12 protein-coding genes are annotated in these 15,594 nt (G+C 66.3%); all 12 read right to left on the minus strand.

Going from position 1 to position 15,594, the window contains the following annotated elements:
• Position 1: 1 nt before the first annotated feature.
• The gene (gene recN, locus ACKTEK_RS10450; protein ID WP_409165231.1) at positions 2 to 1,684 is read right to left on the minus strand and encodes a DNA repair protein RecN; all 1,683 of its coding nucleotides are present in this window, start codon (positions 1,682 to 1,684) and stop codon (positions 2 to 4) included.
• An 88-nt stretch (positions 1,685 to 1,772) separates the two neighbouring features.
• The gene (locus ACKTEK_RS10455; RefSeq protein ID WP_409165232.1) at positions 1,773 to 2,657 is read right to left on the minus strand and encodes an outer membrane protein assembly factor BamD; all 885 of its coding nucleotides are present in this window, start codon (positions 2,655 to 2,657) and stop codon (positions 1,773 to 1,775) included.
• A 245-nt stretch (positions 2,658 to 2,902) separates the two neighbouring features.
• The gene (gene lpxC / locus ACKTEK_RS10460) at positions 2,903 to 3,859 is read right to left on the minus strand and encodes a UDP-3-O-acyl-N-acetylglucosamine deacetylase (protein WP_409165233.1); all 957 of its coding nucleotides are present in this window, start codon (positions 3,857 to 3,859) and stop codon (positions 2,903 to 2,905) included.
• A 466-nt stretch (positions 3,860 to 4,325) separates the two neighbouring features.
• Positions 4,326 to 6,077: a cell division protein FtsZ gene (gene ftsZ, locus ACKTEK_RS10465; RefSeq protein ID WP_409165234.1), complete on the minus strand. Its 1,752-nt coding sequence runs from the start codon at positions 6,075 to 6,077 to the stop codon at positions 4,326 to 4,328.
• Between the two features lie 89 nt (positions 6,078 to 6,166).
• On the minus strand, positions 6,167 to 7,489 hold the full coding sequence (gene ftsA / locus ACKTEK_RS10470) for a cell division protein FtsA (protein WP_409165235.1): 1,323 nt from the start codon (positions 7,487 to 7,489) through the stop codon (positions 6,167 to 6,169).
• On the minus strand, positions 7,486 to 8,310 hold the full coding sequence (locus ACKTEK_RS10475; protein ID WP_409165236.1) for a cell division protein FtsQ/DivIB: 825 nt from the start codon (positions 8,308 to 8,310) through the stop codon (positions 7,486 to 7,488). Before ACKTEK_RS10475 ends, ftsA begins: the two co-directional genes overlap by 4 nt.
• A gap of 137 nt (positions 8,311 to 8,447) precedes the next feature.
• Complete coding sequence (locus ACKTEK_RS10480; protein WP_409165237.1) at positions 8,448 to 9,377, minus strand: D-alanine--D-alanine ligase; 930 nt, start codon at positions 9,375 to 9,377, stop codon at positions 8,448 to 8,450.
• Positions 9,378 to 9,396: 19 nt separating this feature from the next.
• Positions 9,397 to 10,353: a UDP-N-acetylmuramate dehydrogenase gene (murB, locus tag ACKTEK_RS10485; protein ID WP_409165238.1), complete on the minus strand. Its 957-nt coding sequence runs from the start codon at positions 10,351 to 10,353 to the stop codon at positions 9,397 to 9,399.
• Positions 10,353 to 11,774, minus strand: a complete 1,422-nt coding sequence (gene murC / locus ACKTEK_RS10490; protein ID WP_409165239.1) for a UDP-N-acetylmuramate--L-alanine ligase — start codon at positions 11,772 to 11,774, stop codon at positions 10,353 to 10,355. The genes murB and murC overlap by 1 nt, the downstream gene beginning before the upstream one ends.
• A 61-nt stretch (positions 11,775 to 11,835) precedes the next feature.
• The gene (gene murG, locus ACKTEK_RS10495) at positions 11,836 to 13,002 is read right to left on the minus strand and encodes an undecaprenyldiphospho-muramoylpentapeptide beta-N-acetylglucosaminyltransferase (protein ID WP_409165240.1); all 1,167 of its coding nucleotides are present in this window, start codon (positions 13,000 to 13,002) and stop codon (positions 11,836 to 11,838) included.
• Entirely contained in the window at positions 13,002 to 14,156 is a 1,155-nt protein-coding gene (ftsW, locus tag ACKTEK_RS10500; protein WP_409165241.1) for a putative lipid II flippase FtsW, read from the minus strand. Before ftsW ends, murG begins: the two co-directional genes overlap by 1 nt.
• Before the next feature lie 26 nt (positions 14,157 to 14,182).
• The gene (murD, locus tag ACKTEK_RS10505) at positions 14,183 to 15,592 is read right to left on the minus strand and encodes a UDP-N-acetylmuramoyl-L-alanine--D-glutamate ligase (RefSeq protein ID WP_409165242.1); all 1,410 of its coding nucleotides are present in this window, start codon (positions 15,590 to 15,592) and stop codon (positions 14,183 to 14,185) included.
• Positions 15,593 to 15,594 lie beyond the last annotated feature (2 nt).

The following is a 15,594-nucleotide window of genomic DNA, read 5'->3' on the forward strand; positions in this document are numbered from 1 at the left end:
GTCAAGCGCCCTGCCCGGTCTCGTGCATCAGCCGTTGCGCGGCGGCACGCGCCTCCTCGGTCACGGTCGCACCGGCGAGCATCCGCGCGACCTCTTCGCCGCGTGCGGCATCTTCCAGCCGCGAGACATTGGTGACCACCCGCTTCCCGCCGTCGGCCTCGCGCTTGCCGATCAGGAAATGGCTGTCGGCGCGCGCGGCAACCTGCGGCGCGTGGGTGACGGAGAGCACCTGCACGTCGCCTGCGAGCTTCTTCAGCCGTTCGCCGATGGCCTGCGACACGGCACCGGACACGGCGGTGTCGATCTCGTCGAAAACTAGCGTCGGCGCGCCACCGCGCCCGGCCAGCGCAACCTTCAGCGCCAGCAGGAAACGGGACAGTTCACCGCCCGAGGCGATCTTCATCAGCGGTCCCGGCTGCGAGCCGGGGTTGGTCTGCACGTGGAAGGTCAGCTGGTCGATGCCGGACGGTCCGCCCCGCTCCGGCGAGACGGTCTCGATCTCTGTGAAGAACCGCGCGCGCTCCAGCTTCAGGGCGGGAAGTTCCGTGTTCACAGCCTGGTCGAGCTTCGCAGCCGCCTTGCCGCGGGCTTCGCTCAGCGCGGTCGCGGCCTTCGTGTAGGCCTCGACGGTCGTGCTGCGCGCCTTGTCGAGTTCGACCAGTCGCGCTTCGCCGGCCTCCAGCGCCGCGACCTTGCCGTGCAGTCCCTCGCGCAGGCCCGGCAGATCGGCAACCTGCACGTTGTGCTTGCGGGCGAGTCCACGCAGCGCGAAGAGCCGTTCCTCGATCTCTTCCAGTTCTCGCGCGTCGAATGCGCTGTCGCGGATCGCGCCTTCCGCCGCCTCGCGGGCGACTTCGATGGCCTGCAAGGCTTGCGACAGCCCTTCGACCACCGGCGCGAGGATGGCTTCCTCGCTGCCCGACCGGCGCTCCAACTTGCGCAGGACGGACGCGATGTGTGCAGTCGGTGACGTCGAACCGCTGACGGCATCCAGCGCCTCGTTGAGATCGCCGGCAATTTTCTCCGCCGCCATCATCTGCTGGCGGCGCTCGGCCAGCGCTTCCTCTTCGCCGGCTTGCGGCGCCAGCGCGTCGATCTCCTCGCAGGCGTGGGTCAGGAAATCCGCGTCGCGGCGGGCCTCTTCCAGTTCGGCCCTGGCTGTTTCATAGGCGTCGCGCGCGTCGATCATCTTGGCGTGCGCGGCACGCACCGAGGCTGCCTGCTTTGCGAGCCCGCCAAACGAATCGACGATATCGCGGTGGATCGCCGCATCGACCAGCGCGCGTTCATCGTGCTGGCCGTGAATTTCCACCAGCAGCGCACCCACGTCGCGCAGAAGCTGGACCGACACCGGCTGGTCGTTGATGAAGGCGCGCGAGCGTCCGTCGCCGCTCTGCACCCGGCGCAGGATGAACGCGCCGTCGGTGTCGAGACCAGCTTCCTTGGCACGCGCGAGTGCTGGATGCTCGCCCGGCAGATCAAACACGGCAGACACCTGCCCCTGCTCGCAACCGGAGCGAACGAGGCCCGCATCGCCGCGCCCGCCAAGCGCCAGCGCGAAGGCATCGAGAAGGATGGATTTGCCCGCGCCCGTTTCACCGGTCAGCACGGTGAAGCCGGCCCCGAAATCGAGGTCGATTGTGTCGATCAGGACGATGTCTCGAATCGAAAGGCGCGCAAGCATGACGGTGTCAAAATAGGCGCAAAGCGGGCTGCAAATCCATCATGCCGGAGACCCACGATTCAGGCGTGCGCGGCGAACCGCGCAAGCCTCACGCCTGGTCGCGGCGAATAATGCGGCTCAACCACGAACCGGAATTGATCTCGGGCTTGTAGCCACCCTTTTCCAGCAGCGTGTAGGAGTCCTTGTACCACGGGCTGTTGGGGTAGTTGTGGCCGAGAACGGCGGCCGCCGTCTGCGCCTCGTTGACGACGCCGAGCGCCATGTAGCACTCCGTCAGGCGGTGCAGCGCTTCCTCGATGTGGCGGGTGGTCTGGTAATCCTCGACCACGGTGCGGAAGCGATTCACGGCGGCGAGGAAGCGGGCCTGCTTCATGTAGTAGCGGCCAACGTCCATTTCCTTGCCGGCGAGCTGGTCCTCGGCAACCTGCACCTTTTCGCGCGCCTGCTGGGCGTACTCGCTCTCGGGATATTTCTGGACGACGTCGTTCAGCGCCGACAGGGCCCGTTCGGTCGCCTTCTGGTCGCGCTCCACGGTGGGGAGCTGGCGATAGTAGGATTCGCCGATGATGTACTGCGCGTAGGCCGCGTCCTCGCTGCCAGGATGCAGCGTCACGTAGCGCTGGGCGGCGGTCACCGCGCCGTCATAGTCGCGGGCCTCGAACTTGGCGTAGGCCGTCATCAGGATCGAGCGGCGGGCAAGATCGGAATAGGGGTGCTGGCGGTCGACATCCTCGAACTTGCCGGCGGCCTGGCGGAACTGGCCGGCATTGGCGAGCGCGACGCCTTCGTTGTAGAGGCGGTCGGCGGGCACGGTCTCCACGACCTCTTCCACCTTCTCGCCTGCGCCAAGACGCGGCAGGCGCGGCATCGAGGGGAACGTCGAACAGGCCGAGACAATGCTCGCGGCAACGAGGAGTGCGGCAACGCGCATGGCGCGGCCCCTGCGTCCGGTGGCTTCAGGCAAGCAGATCATCCCCGACTTAGACTCCGTCACGAAGGCAAGGCGCGCTTTCAAGCATCGCCGGCGTGGCGACCACTGCGCCTCTGCGCATGATGTCGCCGACCGGCTTGGCGCCCTGTAAACAAATCACCCCGATCACACCGCCAGACAGATACCCCATCCGGGCCGTGCGCGGCAAACCTAGTGCGGGAGAATTGGAACTATTTTGGGGCAAGCGTTAATGCCGCGGACGATTGATGCGCGGCGCCAGCCTGCCCTCAGGAAACTTCCGGCCCGTAGGCCGCGGCGGGCGCGAAGGTTTCGGCTTCAACGCGACCGGCCGTCTTCGGTGCGCGGTGCACCGGAGCTTCGACAATGGTCCATGCATCGGGATCGGCCAGCAGGGCCTTCACCATCGCGACGTTCAGGCGATGACCGCCACGCAGCGAACGGTAGCAGCCGAGAATCGGTGCGCCGGCCAGCGCCAGGTCGCCAACGGCGTCCAGTGCCTTGTGCCGCACGAACTCGTCCGTGTAGCGCAGGCCTTCCGGGTTCACGATGCGGTCCTCGCCGACGACGACAGTGTTGTCGAGCGATGCGCCCAGCGCGAAACCGGCCGACCACAGCGCCTCGACATCGCGCATGAACCCGAAGGTGCGGGCACGCGAGATCTCGTTGCGGAAATGATCGGGAGAAACTTCGAAGGTGACTTCCTGATAGCCGATGGTCTCGTCGGCGAAGTCGATGGCGATGGAGAAGGTCGGCGCTTCCGCCGGGGTCAGCTCGCCGAACGCGGAGCCATGCTCGACGCGGACCGGCTTGAGGACCTTGATGAACTTGCGCGGTGCGCCCTGAGGCACGAGGCCGGCCTGGTCGATGGCGGCCACGAAGTCGGCAGCCGAGCCATCCATGATCGGCACTTCCTGGCCGTCCACCTCGATCACGAGGTTGTCGATGCCCAGCGCGCTGATCGCGGCCATGAGGTGTTCGACGGTTGCCACCGCAACGCCGTCCTTGTCGCCAAGGCGGGTGCACAGCTCGGTGCAGCAGACATTGTCGTGGGTGGCGGGAACTTCGACTTCGTTGCCACGCTCGTCGGTGAGCAGGAACACGATGCCGGTGTCGGGTTCGGCCGGATGCAGGGTGAGGCAGGTGCCAAGACCGCTATGCACGCCGATCCCCGAAAGGTTGGCGCTCGCTGCGATCGTCTTCTGAAGACCAGCTTCCCGTCTCATTCGAACCCGCTTCCTAGCTTTCGTCACCGACACGCTCCAATGGCGCGGTTCGGCTGACTGCAATGCCTGCCCGCAGGGAAATCATCGATTACCGCTTGAGAAACGTCCGGGAGCGACTGGCGCTCGAGCTGGACCCCATCCCCATTCGGTTGCACCGTCTGCACTCTGGCTGTGTGTCCCGAACGTTCCGGAACCTGACACAGCCCCCCTCGAGTGGCTTTCGATGCTGCGCCGCCAAATAAGGCAGAAGGCGCGTCGACCGATTCTCAACCCCTATGGTTACGAAAAATGTAATAGCCAAAGTGCGCTAAGGGGCAAAATCACGGTTTCTTACGCTGTGTAACGAGGCGACCTTGTGACCGAAATGCGGCAGGGGCGCCGATTGCCATGATCTGCAAAGCAAATCGCGCAATCCGACGCCCCTGTCCAGAGCTTGTGTCTCACCCTTTGTTACAGGGCGACCGCCTTAGTTTGACTGGCGGCGCAGAAACGCAGGGATTTCATACTCATCATCGGCTTCCGCCCGTGCCGGAGCAGGCGCGGTACCAGCCGGTGCACGACGCGGCGCATGGGCCACCTGGGACTCGTACTGTGCCGGTCGCGGGGCCTGCGGCGCGGGTGCCGGGGCCGCGGCGTGGGTGTGATCGCCCTCACCGATGTGATCGAGACCGTCGTCATCCTCGCGGCGGCCAAGTCCGCTGGCGATCCGACCGAAGAATCCCGGCTTGCGATTGCGTTCGCCCGGCTCACCGTGCTGCTCGGCCTGGTGGGCGCGGAATTCCGCCTGCGCTGGTGCCGGGAAGTCCTCGATGCTCGGCATGCGCGGTGCGGACACCGGCAGGTCGGCGGCTTCGGGAACGAACGGCGTTTCGTCGAGCTCCAGTTCGAAAGGCTGCGGCGCGGCTTCCGCACGCGGTGCCGGCATGGCCGGCGTCGCATGCTGCGGCACCCGGCGTTCCACCGTCACGCCACCCATGTCGACCGGGGCCTTGGGCATGGCCGGTTCGGCTGGCGCTTCTTCCTGCGGAGCCTCGGCAACCGCCTGGCGGATTTCCTGGGCAAGCTGGCTGAAGTCACGCGGAGCAGGCTTCGGGGCTTCCTCGCGCGCAACCGGAGTCGGCGCCGCCGGCGTCGTGGCAACGGGCCGGGCCTCGGGCACCTTCACCGGCTGCGGCGCAGCCGAGATGGAGGGAACCGAAGACTTGGCCTGGGTCATCATCGGCTTGCGCTCGGCGGCCGGAACCTGGCTTTCCTCCGGCGTGATGCCGGTGGCAACCACCGACACGCGGATGACGCCTTCAAGTGCCTCGTCGAACGTCGCGCCGAGGATGATGTTGGCATCCGGATCGACTTCGTCGCGAATGCGCGTGGCAGCGGCATCCACTTCGTAGAGCGTCAGGTCGTTGCCGCCGGTGATGGAAATCAGCAGGCCCTTGGCGCCCTGCATGGACGTTTCGTCCAGCAGCGGGTTGGCAATGGCTGCTTCCGCCGCCTGCATGGCGCGGGATTCACCGGTCGCCTCGCCCGTGCCCATCATCGCACGGCCCATGCCGCGCATGACGGCGCGAACGTCGGCAAAGTCGAGGTTGATGAGACCTTCCTTGACCATCAGATCGGTGATGCAGGCAACGCCGGAACGCAGCACTTCATCAGCCCGCGAGAAGGCTTCGGAGAAGGTCGTCTTCTCATTGGCGATGCGGAACAGGTTCTGGTTCGGGATCACGATCAGCGTGTCCACCTGCTCCTGAAGGTCCTCGATGCCGGATTCGGCGATACGCATGCGGCGCGGGCCTTCAAACAGGAACGGCTTCGTCACGACGCCGACGGTGAGGATGCCCATCTCGCGCGCAGTGCGTGCGATGACCGGAGCAGCACCGGTGCCCGTGCCACCGCCCATGCCGGCGGTCACGAAGGCCATGTGGATGCCCTGCAGGTGATCCTTGATTTCGTCCATGACCTCTTCGGCGGCCGCCGCACCCACTTCCGGGTGGGAGCCGGCGCCAAGGCCTTCGGTTGCCGCGATACCCATCTGGATGACGCGTTCCGCGCGCGAGGTCTTCAAGGCCTGCGCATCGGTGTTGGCAACGACGAAATCGACCCCTTCGAGGTTCGAATTGATCATGTTGTTGACGGCATTGCCGCCAGCACCCCCGACGCCGAACACGGTGATCCTCGGCTTCAGCTCGGTGATGTCCGGCACGTTCAGGTTGATCGTCATGGTCTTGTCCTTACCTCAAACCCCGCCGAAAACGGCGGATGAACTGTTGGCTAGCGCGCCCTGGATGCGCTTGGCCGGTTACAAAAAGATCAGAAGCTTTCCCTGATCCACTGGCCGACGCGGGAGAAGTACCCATCCGTGCCGGTCAGGCCGAAAAGTCCCGGAGCGCGGCGGTGGTCTTCTTCCGCAGCGACCTGGGGATAGACGAGAAGGCCGCAAGCGGCCGCGAAACCCGGTCCCCTGGCGGACTCGGGCAAACCGTGAATGCCAAGCGGGCGACCCAGCCGGACCCGCGAATCCAGCACCCGCTCCGCCGTTTCGGCGAGACCGGCGAGGCTGCTGCCGCCGCCAGTCAGAACGAGGCGGTGCGAGGCGATGCCGGAAAAGCCGTTGGCCGCGAAGCGGTCGCGCGTCAACTCGAGAATTTCCTCGACGCGGGCGCGGATGATCTCGGTGACGAAAGAGCGTGGCACCTGGGCCGGGATGTCGTGACCCTCGCGCCCGTCCATCGGTGGCACCGTGATCAGGTCGCGCGTGTCCGACGGGGTGGAGATGACGCTGCCGTAGAGCGCCTTGATGCGTTCGGCGGCTTCAACCGTCGTGCCAAGGCCGCGAGCAAGGTCGAGCGTGACGTGATGTCCGCCCACCGCGATGACGTCGGCAAAATGGAAGCGCCCGTCGCAGAAGATGCCGATGGAGGTCGTTCCCGCGCCCATGTCGATCATGGCCGCACCCAGCTCGATCTCGTCGGGCACCAGGGCGGCAAGGCCGCTGGCATAGGGCGTGGCAACGATTGTCTCGACGCCGAGATGGCAGCGTTCCACGCAGATGAGGACGTTGCGCAGCGCTGCCGCCTGCGCGCTGACCACGTGCATGTCGACCGACAGCTTGCTGCCGACCATGCCGCGCGGGTCGCGCACCGTCTCGGTGCCGTCGATGTTGTAGCCAACGGGCAGGACATGCAGCGCGGTGCGGTCGATATCGTCCGCCTGGCTGGCGCAAGCGCCCATGACGCGTGATACGTCGTATTCACCGACTTCGCGGCTCGGGATCGGAACCGAGGCCTGGTAGGCATCGCTGGTGATGCGACCGGCGGCGGTCGCCACGATCACGCTCTCCACCGTCACGCCCGCCATCTTCTCGGCAGCTTCCACCGCGAGGCGAATGCCGCGCTCGGCCAGTTCCATGTCGACGATGACGCCGCGCTTCACGCCGCGTGAACGCTGAAGACCGAAGCCGAGGATCTCGACCTGGTGCGTGCGCGCGCCGAAGCCTTCACCGGCTGCGTAGGGGCGCAGCTTGGCGATCAGGCAGCAAATCTTGGAAGAGCCCACGTCGAGCACGGCCAGCGTGTGCGAACGCTGGGGCTTGAGCGGCTCAAGGCGCGGGACGTTGAGGATGCGACCGTTCATGACCGCGCCTCCTTGGCCGAAGTCTTGTCGCCCGTCTCCTCGCGCGGCAGCACGAAGACGCGGCCGGCGATGCGCAGGTCGATCGTCTTCAGGTCGCGGCGCAGGATGTCGCCCTCGTTGGCAAGCTTCGACAACCGGCTCAGTGCATGCTCCATGCCCTGCTCCGGCAGCTTGATCTCGATGCCGTTATCCAGATGCAGTGACCAGCGGCGGTCGGCGATGCGGACGCCGGCGATGACGTGCCGGGCAACGGCCGGGTGCCGCAGCAGTTCGGCAATCAGGTTGGCGGCGCTGTCGGCGGCGCCTGCGCCGACGACAACCGGAAGCTCGGGAAGCTGGTCGACGCTGGCCGGGCGCAGCAGCACGCCGGTGCGGTCGATGATGTGAAACTGCCCGTCATGCTGCCAGACCGCGAACGGCACGCGCTCGACAACGTCGATGGACAGCGTATCGGGAAAGAACTTCTGGACGCGCGCGGACGCGACCCACGGCAGCGCCTGCAGGCGGTCGCGTGCGCGGTTGGCATCGATGCCGATCAGCGAAACGCCCGGCAGCAGCCCCGCCGTGTCGACGATGGCTTCATCGTCGAGAACCTCGTTGCCGGAAATCTCGACGGACGTGATGCGAAGGCCGCTGGAAGCAGCCGCGCCATCCACCACCCGCAGCAGCCCCTGCCCGAAGGCTTCGGCGTGGCCGCCGGTGACGATGCCGAAAATGACCGATCCCGCCAGCACCACGACGCCGCACACCTGGCCAATGGCCTCGGTGGCGTTGGGGCGCGACAGGCGCTCCGTCGCGCGGTCGAGCCAGACGCCGGCCACGTTCCGGCGCATCCTCGAGCGGACCCGCCGCGTCGGAGACGAGCGTTCTGAAACGTGTTTGAGATCTTGGGAAAACTGGGCCGGGATATTGGCCAGAAATGAAGACAGCTCCGCCGTGCGCTTGCCGAAGGGCCGCGCTACCTGCCGCAGGATGCGTCTTCTACCATCCACTTGACCAAGGCTCCAAAATCTATGCCGGCATGGGCTGCAATCTCAGGAACGAGAGAGGTCGCTGTCATGCCCGGCTGCGTGTTCACTTCGAGGCAGACCAGGGCTCCCGTGCCTTCCGGTCGATCGTCGAGGCGGAAGTCCGCCCGACTCACGCCTCGACAACCGAGCGCGTGGTGCGCCTCAAGGCTGATCTTCTGAATATTTCGGTAAATATTTGGTTTAAGAATTGCGGGCAGGACGTGAATTGATCCGCCAGGAGCGTACTTTGCCTCATAGTCGTAAAATTGCGTCTGCGGCTGAACCTCGACGATGTCGAGCGCCTGGTCGCCCATGACGGCGCAGGTGAGTTCGCGCCCGTGGACGAAGGATTCCACCAGCACCTGCTCCCCGAACGACCAGTCTTCCGCGAACAGTTCCTGCGGCGGATGGGCCTGATCCTCGCGCACGATGAAGACGCCGAAGCTCGATCCTTCGCTGATCGGCTTCACCACGTAGGGCGGCTCCATCGGGTGCTCGCGGGCCACGTCCAGACGGTTGGCGACGAAGCCCTTTGCCACCGGAATGCCGACGGATTCGAAAACGGCGCGCGACTTCACCTTGTCCATGCCGACGGCCGAGGCCAGCACGCCGGAATGGGTGTAGGGAATGTCGAGGATTTCCAGCAGGCCCTGGATGCGCCCGTCCTCGCCGAAGGGACCGTGCAGGGCGTTGAAGGCGACGTCCGGCTTCAGAGCCTTGAGCGTTGCGGCAATTTCGCGATCAACATCGACGCGGGTAACGCGGAAGCCGACGCTTTCCAGCGCATCGGCACAGCCGTTGCCGGAATTGAGGCTGACGGGCCGTTCGGCGGACCAGCCGCCCATCAGGACGGCGACGTGAACGTCTTGCGGGTTCATGTTCGGCCCTCCTATGGCCTCAGACGGACAGGTCCTGCCCGTCGGCAAGTTTGCCGATGCGGCGGATTTCCCAGCGCAGCTCCACGCCGGATGTTTCGCGCACGCGCTTGCGCACGGATTCACCGAGCCGCTCGATATCGAGGGCACTGGCCGAGCCGCGATTGATGAGGAAGTTGCAGTGCATCTCCGAGACCATCGCGTCGCCGACGACAAGACCGCGGCAGCCGGCCTTGTCGATCAGTTGCCAGGACTTGCGCTGGTCCGGCGTACCGGGCGGGTCCGGGTTGGCGAATGTCGAGCCGCCCGTGCGTTCCTTGATTGGCTGGCTTCCGGCGCGGCGTTCTGAAATCTCGGCGATCTCGGCGGTGATGGTCTCCGGCTCGCCCGGCTCACCCTGCAACACCGCATGGGTGAAGATCAGGTCGGCGGGCGCCTCGGTGTGGCGGTAGCTCATGCCCATTTCCTGCGGGGTGAGCCTCACCTTGTTGCCTTTGCCGTCCACGGCCTCCGCATGGACGAGGACATCAACCGTCTCGCCGCCATAGGCACCGGCATTCATGCGAAGCGCGCCGCCGATCGCACCGGGGATGCCGCTGAAGAAAGACAGCCCGGAAATGCCGGCCTCGGCGGCAGCCTTGGCAACGCGCAGGTCGGGAACGGCAGCACCGGCGCGCAGCCGTGCATTATCGAGTACCTCGACCTGATTGAAGCCGCGCGTCAGCCGGACCACCACGCCGCCGATGCCGCCGTCGCGTACCAGCAGGTTGGAACCGACGCCGACCACCGTCAGCGGAATCGAGGAATTGAGATTGGCGCGGAAATAGGCGAGATCGTCCACGTCAGCCGGCACGTAGAGAACCTGCGCCGGCCCGCCGACACGAAACCACGTCAGCGGTGCAAGATCGGCATTGGCTTCCAACCGGCCGCGAAGCTCCGGCATCGCCGCCTTCAGGTCCGGAACGATATCGGCGTGCATCAGGCGTTCACCGGCTTGCCGGTCAGTCCGGCGAGTTCAGCGGGCAGCACCTGCGCCCACTGCGTAATGTTGCCCGCGCCGAGCATGATGACCATGTCGCCCGGTTCGGTCGCTTCGGAGATGACCTTCGCCAGCTCATCGCGGCTTTCCAGCGCGCGCGCATCGCGGTGGCCACGCGTGCGCAGGCCTTCCACGAGGCTGTCGCGGTTGGCGCCCTCGATGGGCTTCTCGCCCGCCTCGTAGACATCTGCGATGAACACCGTGTCGGCATCATCGAAACAGGCGCAGAATTCCTCGAACAGGCTCGAAAGGCGCGTGTAGCGGTGCGGCTGCATGACGGCGACCACACGCCCCCGGCTCGCCCCGCGCGCGGCCTTCAGCACGGCAGAAATCTCGACCGGGTGGTGGCCGTAATCGTCGTAGATCGGCACGTCGTTCCAGGTGCCCACATGGGTAAAGCGCCGCTTCACGCCGGAAAACGAATTGAGGCCGGAGCGGATCAGGTCTTCGGCAACGCCTAGCCGGTAGGCGACCGCAATGGCGGCCGTCGCGTTCAGCGCGTTGTGCAGCCCGTGCATCGGCAGGTGCAACCCTTCGAGGCGGCGCGCGGTGGCACCGCTGCGCACGCGCATCTCGATATCAAAGTGCATCCCGTCCGGCTCGCTGGACAGGTTGGCGAGGCGAACATCCGCCTGCGGGTTCTGGCCGTAGGTGATGATCTGGCGGTCCTCGATCCGGCCCACCAGCGCGCGCACGTCCGGGTCGTCGGTGCACATCACGGCAAAGCCGTAGAACGGCACGTTCTCGACGAACTGCGCAAAGGCGGATTTCACCGCGTCGAACGAGCCGTAGTGGTCGAGGTGCTCGGGATCGACATTGGTGACGATGGCGACCTCTGCCGGAAGCTTCACGAAGGTGCCGTCGGATTCGTCCGCCTCGACCACCATCCATTCGCCGCCGCCAAGCCGCGCATTGGAGCCATAAGCATTGATGATGCCACCGTTGATGACGGTGGGATCGAGATCGCCGGCATCCAGCAATTGCGCGACCAGCGAGGTGGTCGTCGTCTTGCCGTGGGTGCCGCCAATCGCGACGCAGGACTTCAGCCGCATCAGCTCGGCGAGCATCTCCGCGCGGCGCACCACCGGAATGCGCGCGGCACGCGCCGCCATCATTTCCGGGTTGTCGCGCTTCACGGCGGAGGAATAGACCACGACGCTGGCATTGCCGACATTTTCGGCCTTGTGGCCGATGAAGACCTCGATGCCCTTCTCGCGCAGCTTGTCGACATTGGCGTTTTCGGACAGGTCGCTGCCCTGCACCTGGTAGTCGAGATTGGCGAGCACGCGGGCGATGCCGCTCATGCCGATGCCACCGATGCCGATGAAGTGGATGATCCCGGTTTCCTGCGGCGTGCGCATGGATGGATGCCTTTTCTTGTCTGTCCGGCCCGCAAGGTCGGAATGCGTCGGGCCGTGTTCGTCAGGCGGGAGATACCCCAAGCGGGTCGGTCTCGGCAATCTCGGCCACGTAGTCAGCGAGTGCCTCGGCTGCGCGCGGCGTGCCGAAGCGCTTCGCCGCAGCCGCACCTTCCGCCAGACGCGAGGGGTCGCGCGCGGTTTCCGCGATGATCCCGGCGACCGCCTGCGGGGTGAACTGGTCCTGCTCGATCACGTGCCCGCCGCCAGCTTCCTGCAGCGCGCGGCCATTGTAGAGCTGGTCGTTGTCGAGCGCATGCGGCAGCGGCACCATGATGGCGGGTCGCCCGATCACGCCAAGCTCGGCAACCGTCGATGCGCCGCTGCGCGAAATCACCAGGTGCGAAGCCGCCATGCGCTGCGGCAGGTCGGAGAAGAACGGCTGCAGGTCAGCAGAGATGCCGGCCTGCGCATAGAGCGCCTGCACGCCGGCGACATCTTCCGGGCGGCACTGCTGCACGACGTGGAGGCGGCTGCGAATATCCTCCGGGAGCTGCGCCAGCCCCGGCGGAACGATCTCGCTCATCACGCGCGCGCCCTGGCTGCCGCCGAAGACGAGCAGGTTCAGCGCACCGCCTGCTTCCGGAATGTCGAACTGGCGCTGGGCTGCCGCCAGCACCGCCTTGCGAACCGGAACGCCGACGCGCTTGGCCTTGCCCGCGTGCTTCTCCGGCAGGTGGCGCACCTCGTCAAAGGCGGTCGCTATGGCCGTGACGTGCGGAGCCAGCAGCCGGTTGGCGCGGCCCATCACGGCGTTCTGGTCATGGATGATCGTCGCCACGCCCTTGTGGGCGGCGGCAAACACCGGCGGCAAGGTCGGGTAACCGCCGAAACCGACGACGATGCGCGGCGCGATGGAGGCAACAAGATTGCGCGCGGCGATGTAGCCCTGCGCCAGCCGGTACACGCCTTTGATTGCCTTGAGCGGATCGCGCAGCGGAAGCGTGCCCGACGGCACCACATGCATGGCGCGCGCCGGGAACCGCTCGCCCATGCCGGAGACCCGCGTATCGGTGACGAGTTCAACGCGCCAGCCGCGCGCCTGCAGCACGCTTGCCAGCGCCTCTGCCGGGAAAAGGTGCCCGCCGGTTCCGCCGGCTGCCAGCAGCGCGACCGGCACGCCGGAAACCCGGCGCGGCGCGCTCTTCGTCTGGGTCGCCGCGCCCGGCATCAGCGAGGCTGTGCCTGCATCACGCGGCCTGCGGGCGAGTGGCGCGCTTCACCGCGCGGCTTGCGCCGCGACAGCGCCAGCACCATGCCCATGCCGAAGGCGAGCGACAGTAGCGACGAGCCGCCGTAGGAAATGAACGGCAGCGTCATGCCCTTGGCGGGCATCAGGCTGAGGTTGACGGCCATGTTGATGAGCGACTGGATGCCGAACAGCGCGATCAGCCCGGTGATGGCGAGACGCACGAAGTCGTCGTCCTCGCTCATCGCCCGCGTCAGGCCGCGCAGCACGATGAAGCCGAAAAGCGCGACGAGGATCAGGCACACGATGATGCCGAATTCCTCAGCTGCCACCGCGAAGACGAAGTCGGTGTGGGAATCCGGCAGCGCGCGCTTCACAGTGCCCTCGCCCGGTCCCTGCCCGAGCCAGCCGCCCCGGATGAAGGCCTCGATGGCCGTGTCCGTCTGGTAGGTGTCGTGATGTTCCGGATTGAGGAAGCGGTCGATACGCCCGCGCACGTGCGGCACCAGCGCGTAAGCAGAAACGATCCCGCCGATGCCGACGGCACCCAGCCCGATGATCCACAGCCACGACATCCCGGCGGCAAAGAAGATCGCACCCCACACGAGCACAATCAGCATGGTCTGGCCGAAGTCCGGCTGCAGAACGAGCAGGCCAACGACGAGACCGACGAGACCCACCGCGATGATGTGGGCAGGCATGTCCGGGCGGCGGTCGGCTTCGGAAAACAGCCACGCCACGATGACGGCGAAGGCGGGCTTCACGAATTCGGACGGCTGCAGCGCGAAGACGCCGAGATTTAGCCAGCGGCGCGCGCCCTTGATCTCGAACCCCGCGAACAGCGTCACGATCATCAGCACCACGCCGATGGTGAACACGGCGATCGCCATGCGGCGGATGGTGCGCGTGTCCATCAGAGAGACCCCGAAGAGGACCGCGAGCGCGACGCACATGAACAGGGCATGGCGATAGACGAAATGGAATGGGTCGAGACCCAGCTTGTCGGCAACTGGCGGACTGCCCGCCAGAGACAGCACAAGCCCGCCGAACATGAGCGCCACGATGGCCGACAGCATGGGCTTGTCGACCGTCCACCACCAGTTCGCGAGCGGTCCGCGGTCAGTACGCGCAAACATCGCTCAGTTCCCCCGGATTGGCCGCGCTAGGTGCGCGGCGTAAATCCCTCGATCCCTGCCACGGCCGCGCGGAAAGCATCCCCGCGAACCTCGAAATCGGCAAATTGATCGAACGAAGCGCACGCCGGAGAGAGCAGCACGACCGGGTCCGCATCGCCGGACGCGGCAGCATCCGCTGCTGCCTTCCGGGTCGCGTTTTCCAGCTCGCCACACATCTCGAACTCGACTTCCCCCGAGAGCGATTTCGCGAATCGCTCCGCATCCCGTCCGATCAGGTACGCCTTGCGGATACGCGCGAAGTATGGCCGAAGCGAGTCGATGCCGCCGTCCTTCGCAATACCGCCCGCGATCCAGTAGATCTGCTCGAACGTGTCGAGCGCGCGGGCTGCCGCATCTGCATTGGTAGCCTTGGAATCGTTGACGAACCGTACACGTTTCGCATTTCCAAGCGGCTCCATGCGGTGGGCAAGGCCGGGAAAGCTGCGCAGCGAGGCGGCGATCTGCTCCGGCGCGACGCCGAGCGCACGCGCCGCAGCCCATGCGGCTGCCGCGTTCTGACCATTATGCGCGCCCTGCAGCGCCGGGGCTTCGGTCAGGCTCGCCTCAGCTGTCTTGCTGCCATCGTGCCATTCGGAAATGACGAGATCGGTCGCGCTGACACTGACGCCGCGCCCGCCGAGATCGCGCTTGCCCGAGATGGCAATGATCTTGTCGCCGGGTTCGCGCCCGGCGCGCAGCCGGTTGGCGAGCAACCGGCCCTCGGGTTCATCGACCCCGATCACGCTGACGCGCGGCTGGCCGACTTCGAAGAGGCGCGCCTTGGCGGCGAAGTACCCGCCGATGCCGCCATGCCGGTCGAGATGATCCGGCGTCAGGTTCAGGAACACCGCAACGTCGGGCTTGAGCGTGCGCGCAACGTCGGTCTGGTAGGAGGAGAGTTCCAGCACGACTGAGGAGCCGTCTTCCGGCTTGTCGAGATCGAAGACGGCGCGGCCGATATTGCCACCGATCTGGGCGGCCATCCCGGCTTCCGACAGAACGTGCCCGATCAGCGCTGTCGTGGTCGACTTGCCGTTGGTGCCGGTGACCGCGACGACGCGCACGTCCCGGCCCGCAACCGCCTCGAAGAACAGGCCGATATCGTTGTCGATGGGCACGCCCTCGCCCCAGGCGCGCTGGATGACCTTGTTGGCTTGCGGGTAGATGTGCGGAACGCCGGGACTGACGATCAGCTTTTCAAGCGCCGGCCATTCGCCGTTCGCCAGGTCCGCCGTCTCGTAGCCCTGCGCGCGCGCCTTTTCCAGCGCGGCCTCCTTGTCGTCGGCAAGGACGGGGATCGCACCGCCGGCCTTCAGCGCGGCGGCGACCGCCAGCCCGGAGCGGGCAAGCCCCAGCACACCGACGCGTTTTCCCTGGTAACCGGGAACCGGCAGCATGG

The organism is Tepidamorphus sp. 3E244 (genome assembly GCF_046159835.1).
GTDB lineage: Bacteria > Pseudomonadota > Alphaproteobacteria > Rhizobiales > Tepidamorphaceae > JACKJK01.

Coding starts and splice junctions, on each gene's coding strand:
- murG (WP_409165240.1), bottom strand. CDS start 13,002: ATGCCGGGCGCGGCGACCCAGACGAAGAGCGCGCCGCGCCGGGTTTCC.
- murB (WP_409165238.1), bottom strand. CDS start 10,353: ATGCACGCCGATATCGTTCCGGACCTGAAGGCGGCGATGCCGGAGCTT.
- murC (WP_409165239.1), bottom strand. CDS start 11,774: ATGCGCACGCCGCAGGAAACCGGGATCATCCACTTCATCGGCATCGGT.
- ACKTEK_RS10455 (WP_409165232.1), bottom strand. CDS start 2,657: ATGATCTGCTTGCCTGAAGCCACCGGACGCAGGGGCCGCGCCATGCGC.
- ACKTEK_RS10480 (WP_409165237.1), bottom strand. CDS start 9,377: ATGAACCCGCAAGACGTTCACGTCGCCGTCCTGATGGGCGGCTGGTCC.
- ftsZ (WP_409165234.1), bottom strand. CDS start 6,077: ATGACGATCAACCTGAACGTGCCGGACATCACCGAGCTGAAGCCGAGG.
- lpxC (WP_409165233.1), bottom strand. CDS start 3,859: ATGAGACGGGAAGCTGGTCTTCAGAAGACGATCGCAGCGAGCGCCAAC.
- recN (WP_409165231.1), bottom strand. CDS start 1,684: ATGCTTGCGCGCCTTTCGATTCGAGACATCGTCCTGATCGACACAATC.
- ftsA (WP_409165235.1), bottom strand. CDS start 7,489: ATGAACGGTCGCATCCTCAACGTCCCGCGCCTTGAGCCGCTCAAGCCC.
- murD (WP_409165242.1), bottom strand. CDS start 15,592: ATGCTGCCGGTTCCCGGTTACCAGGGAAAACGCGTCGGTGTGCTGGGG.
- ftsW (WP_409165241.1), bottom strand. CDS start 14,156: ATGTTTGCGCGTACTGACCGCGGACCGCTCGCGAACTGGTGGTGGACG.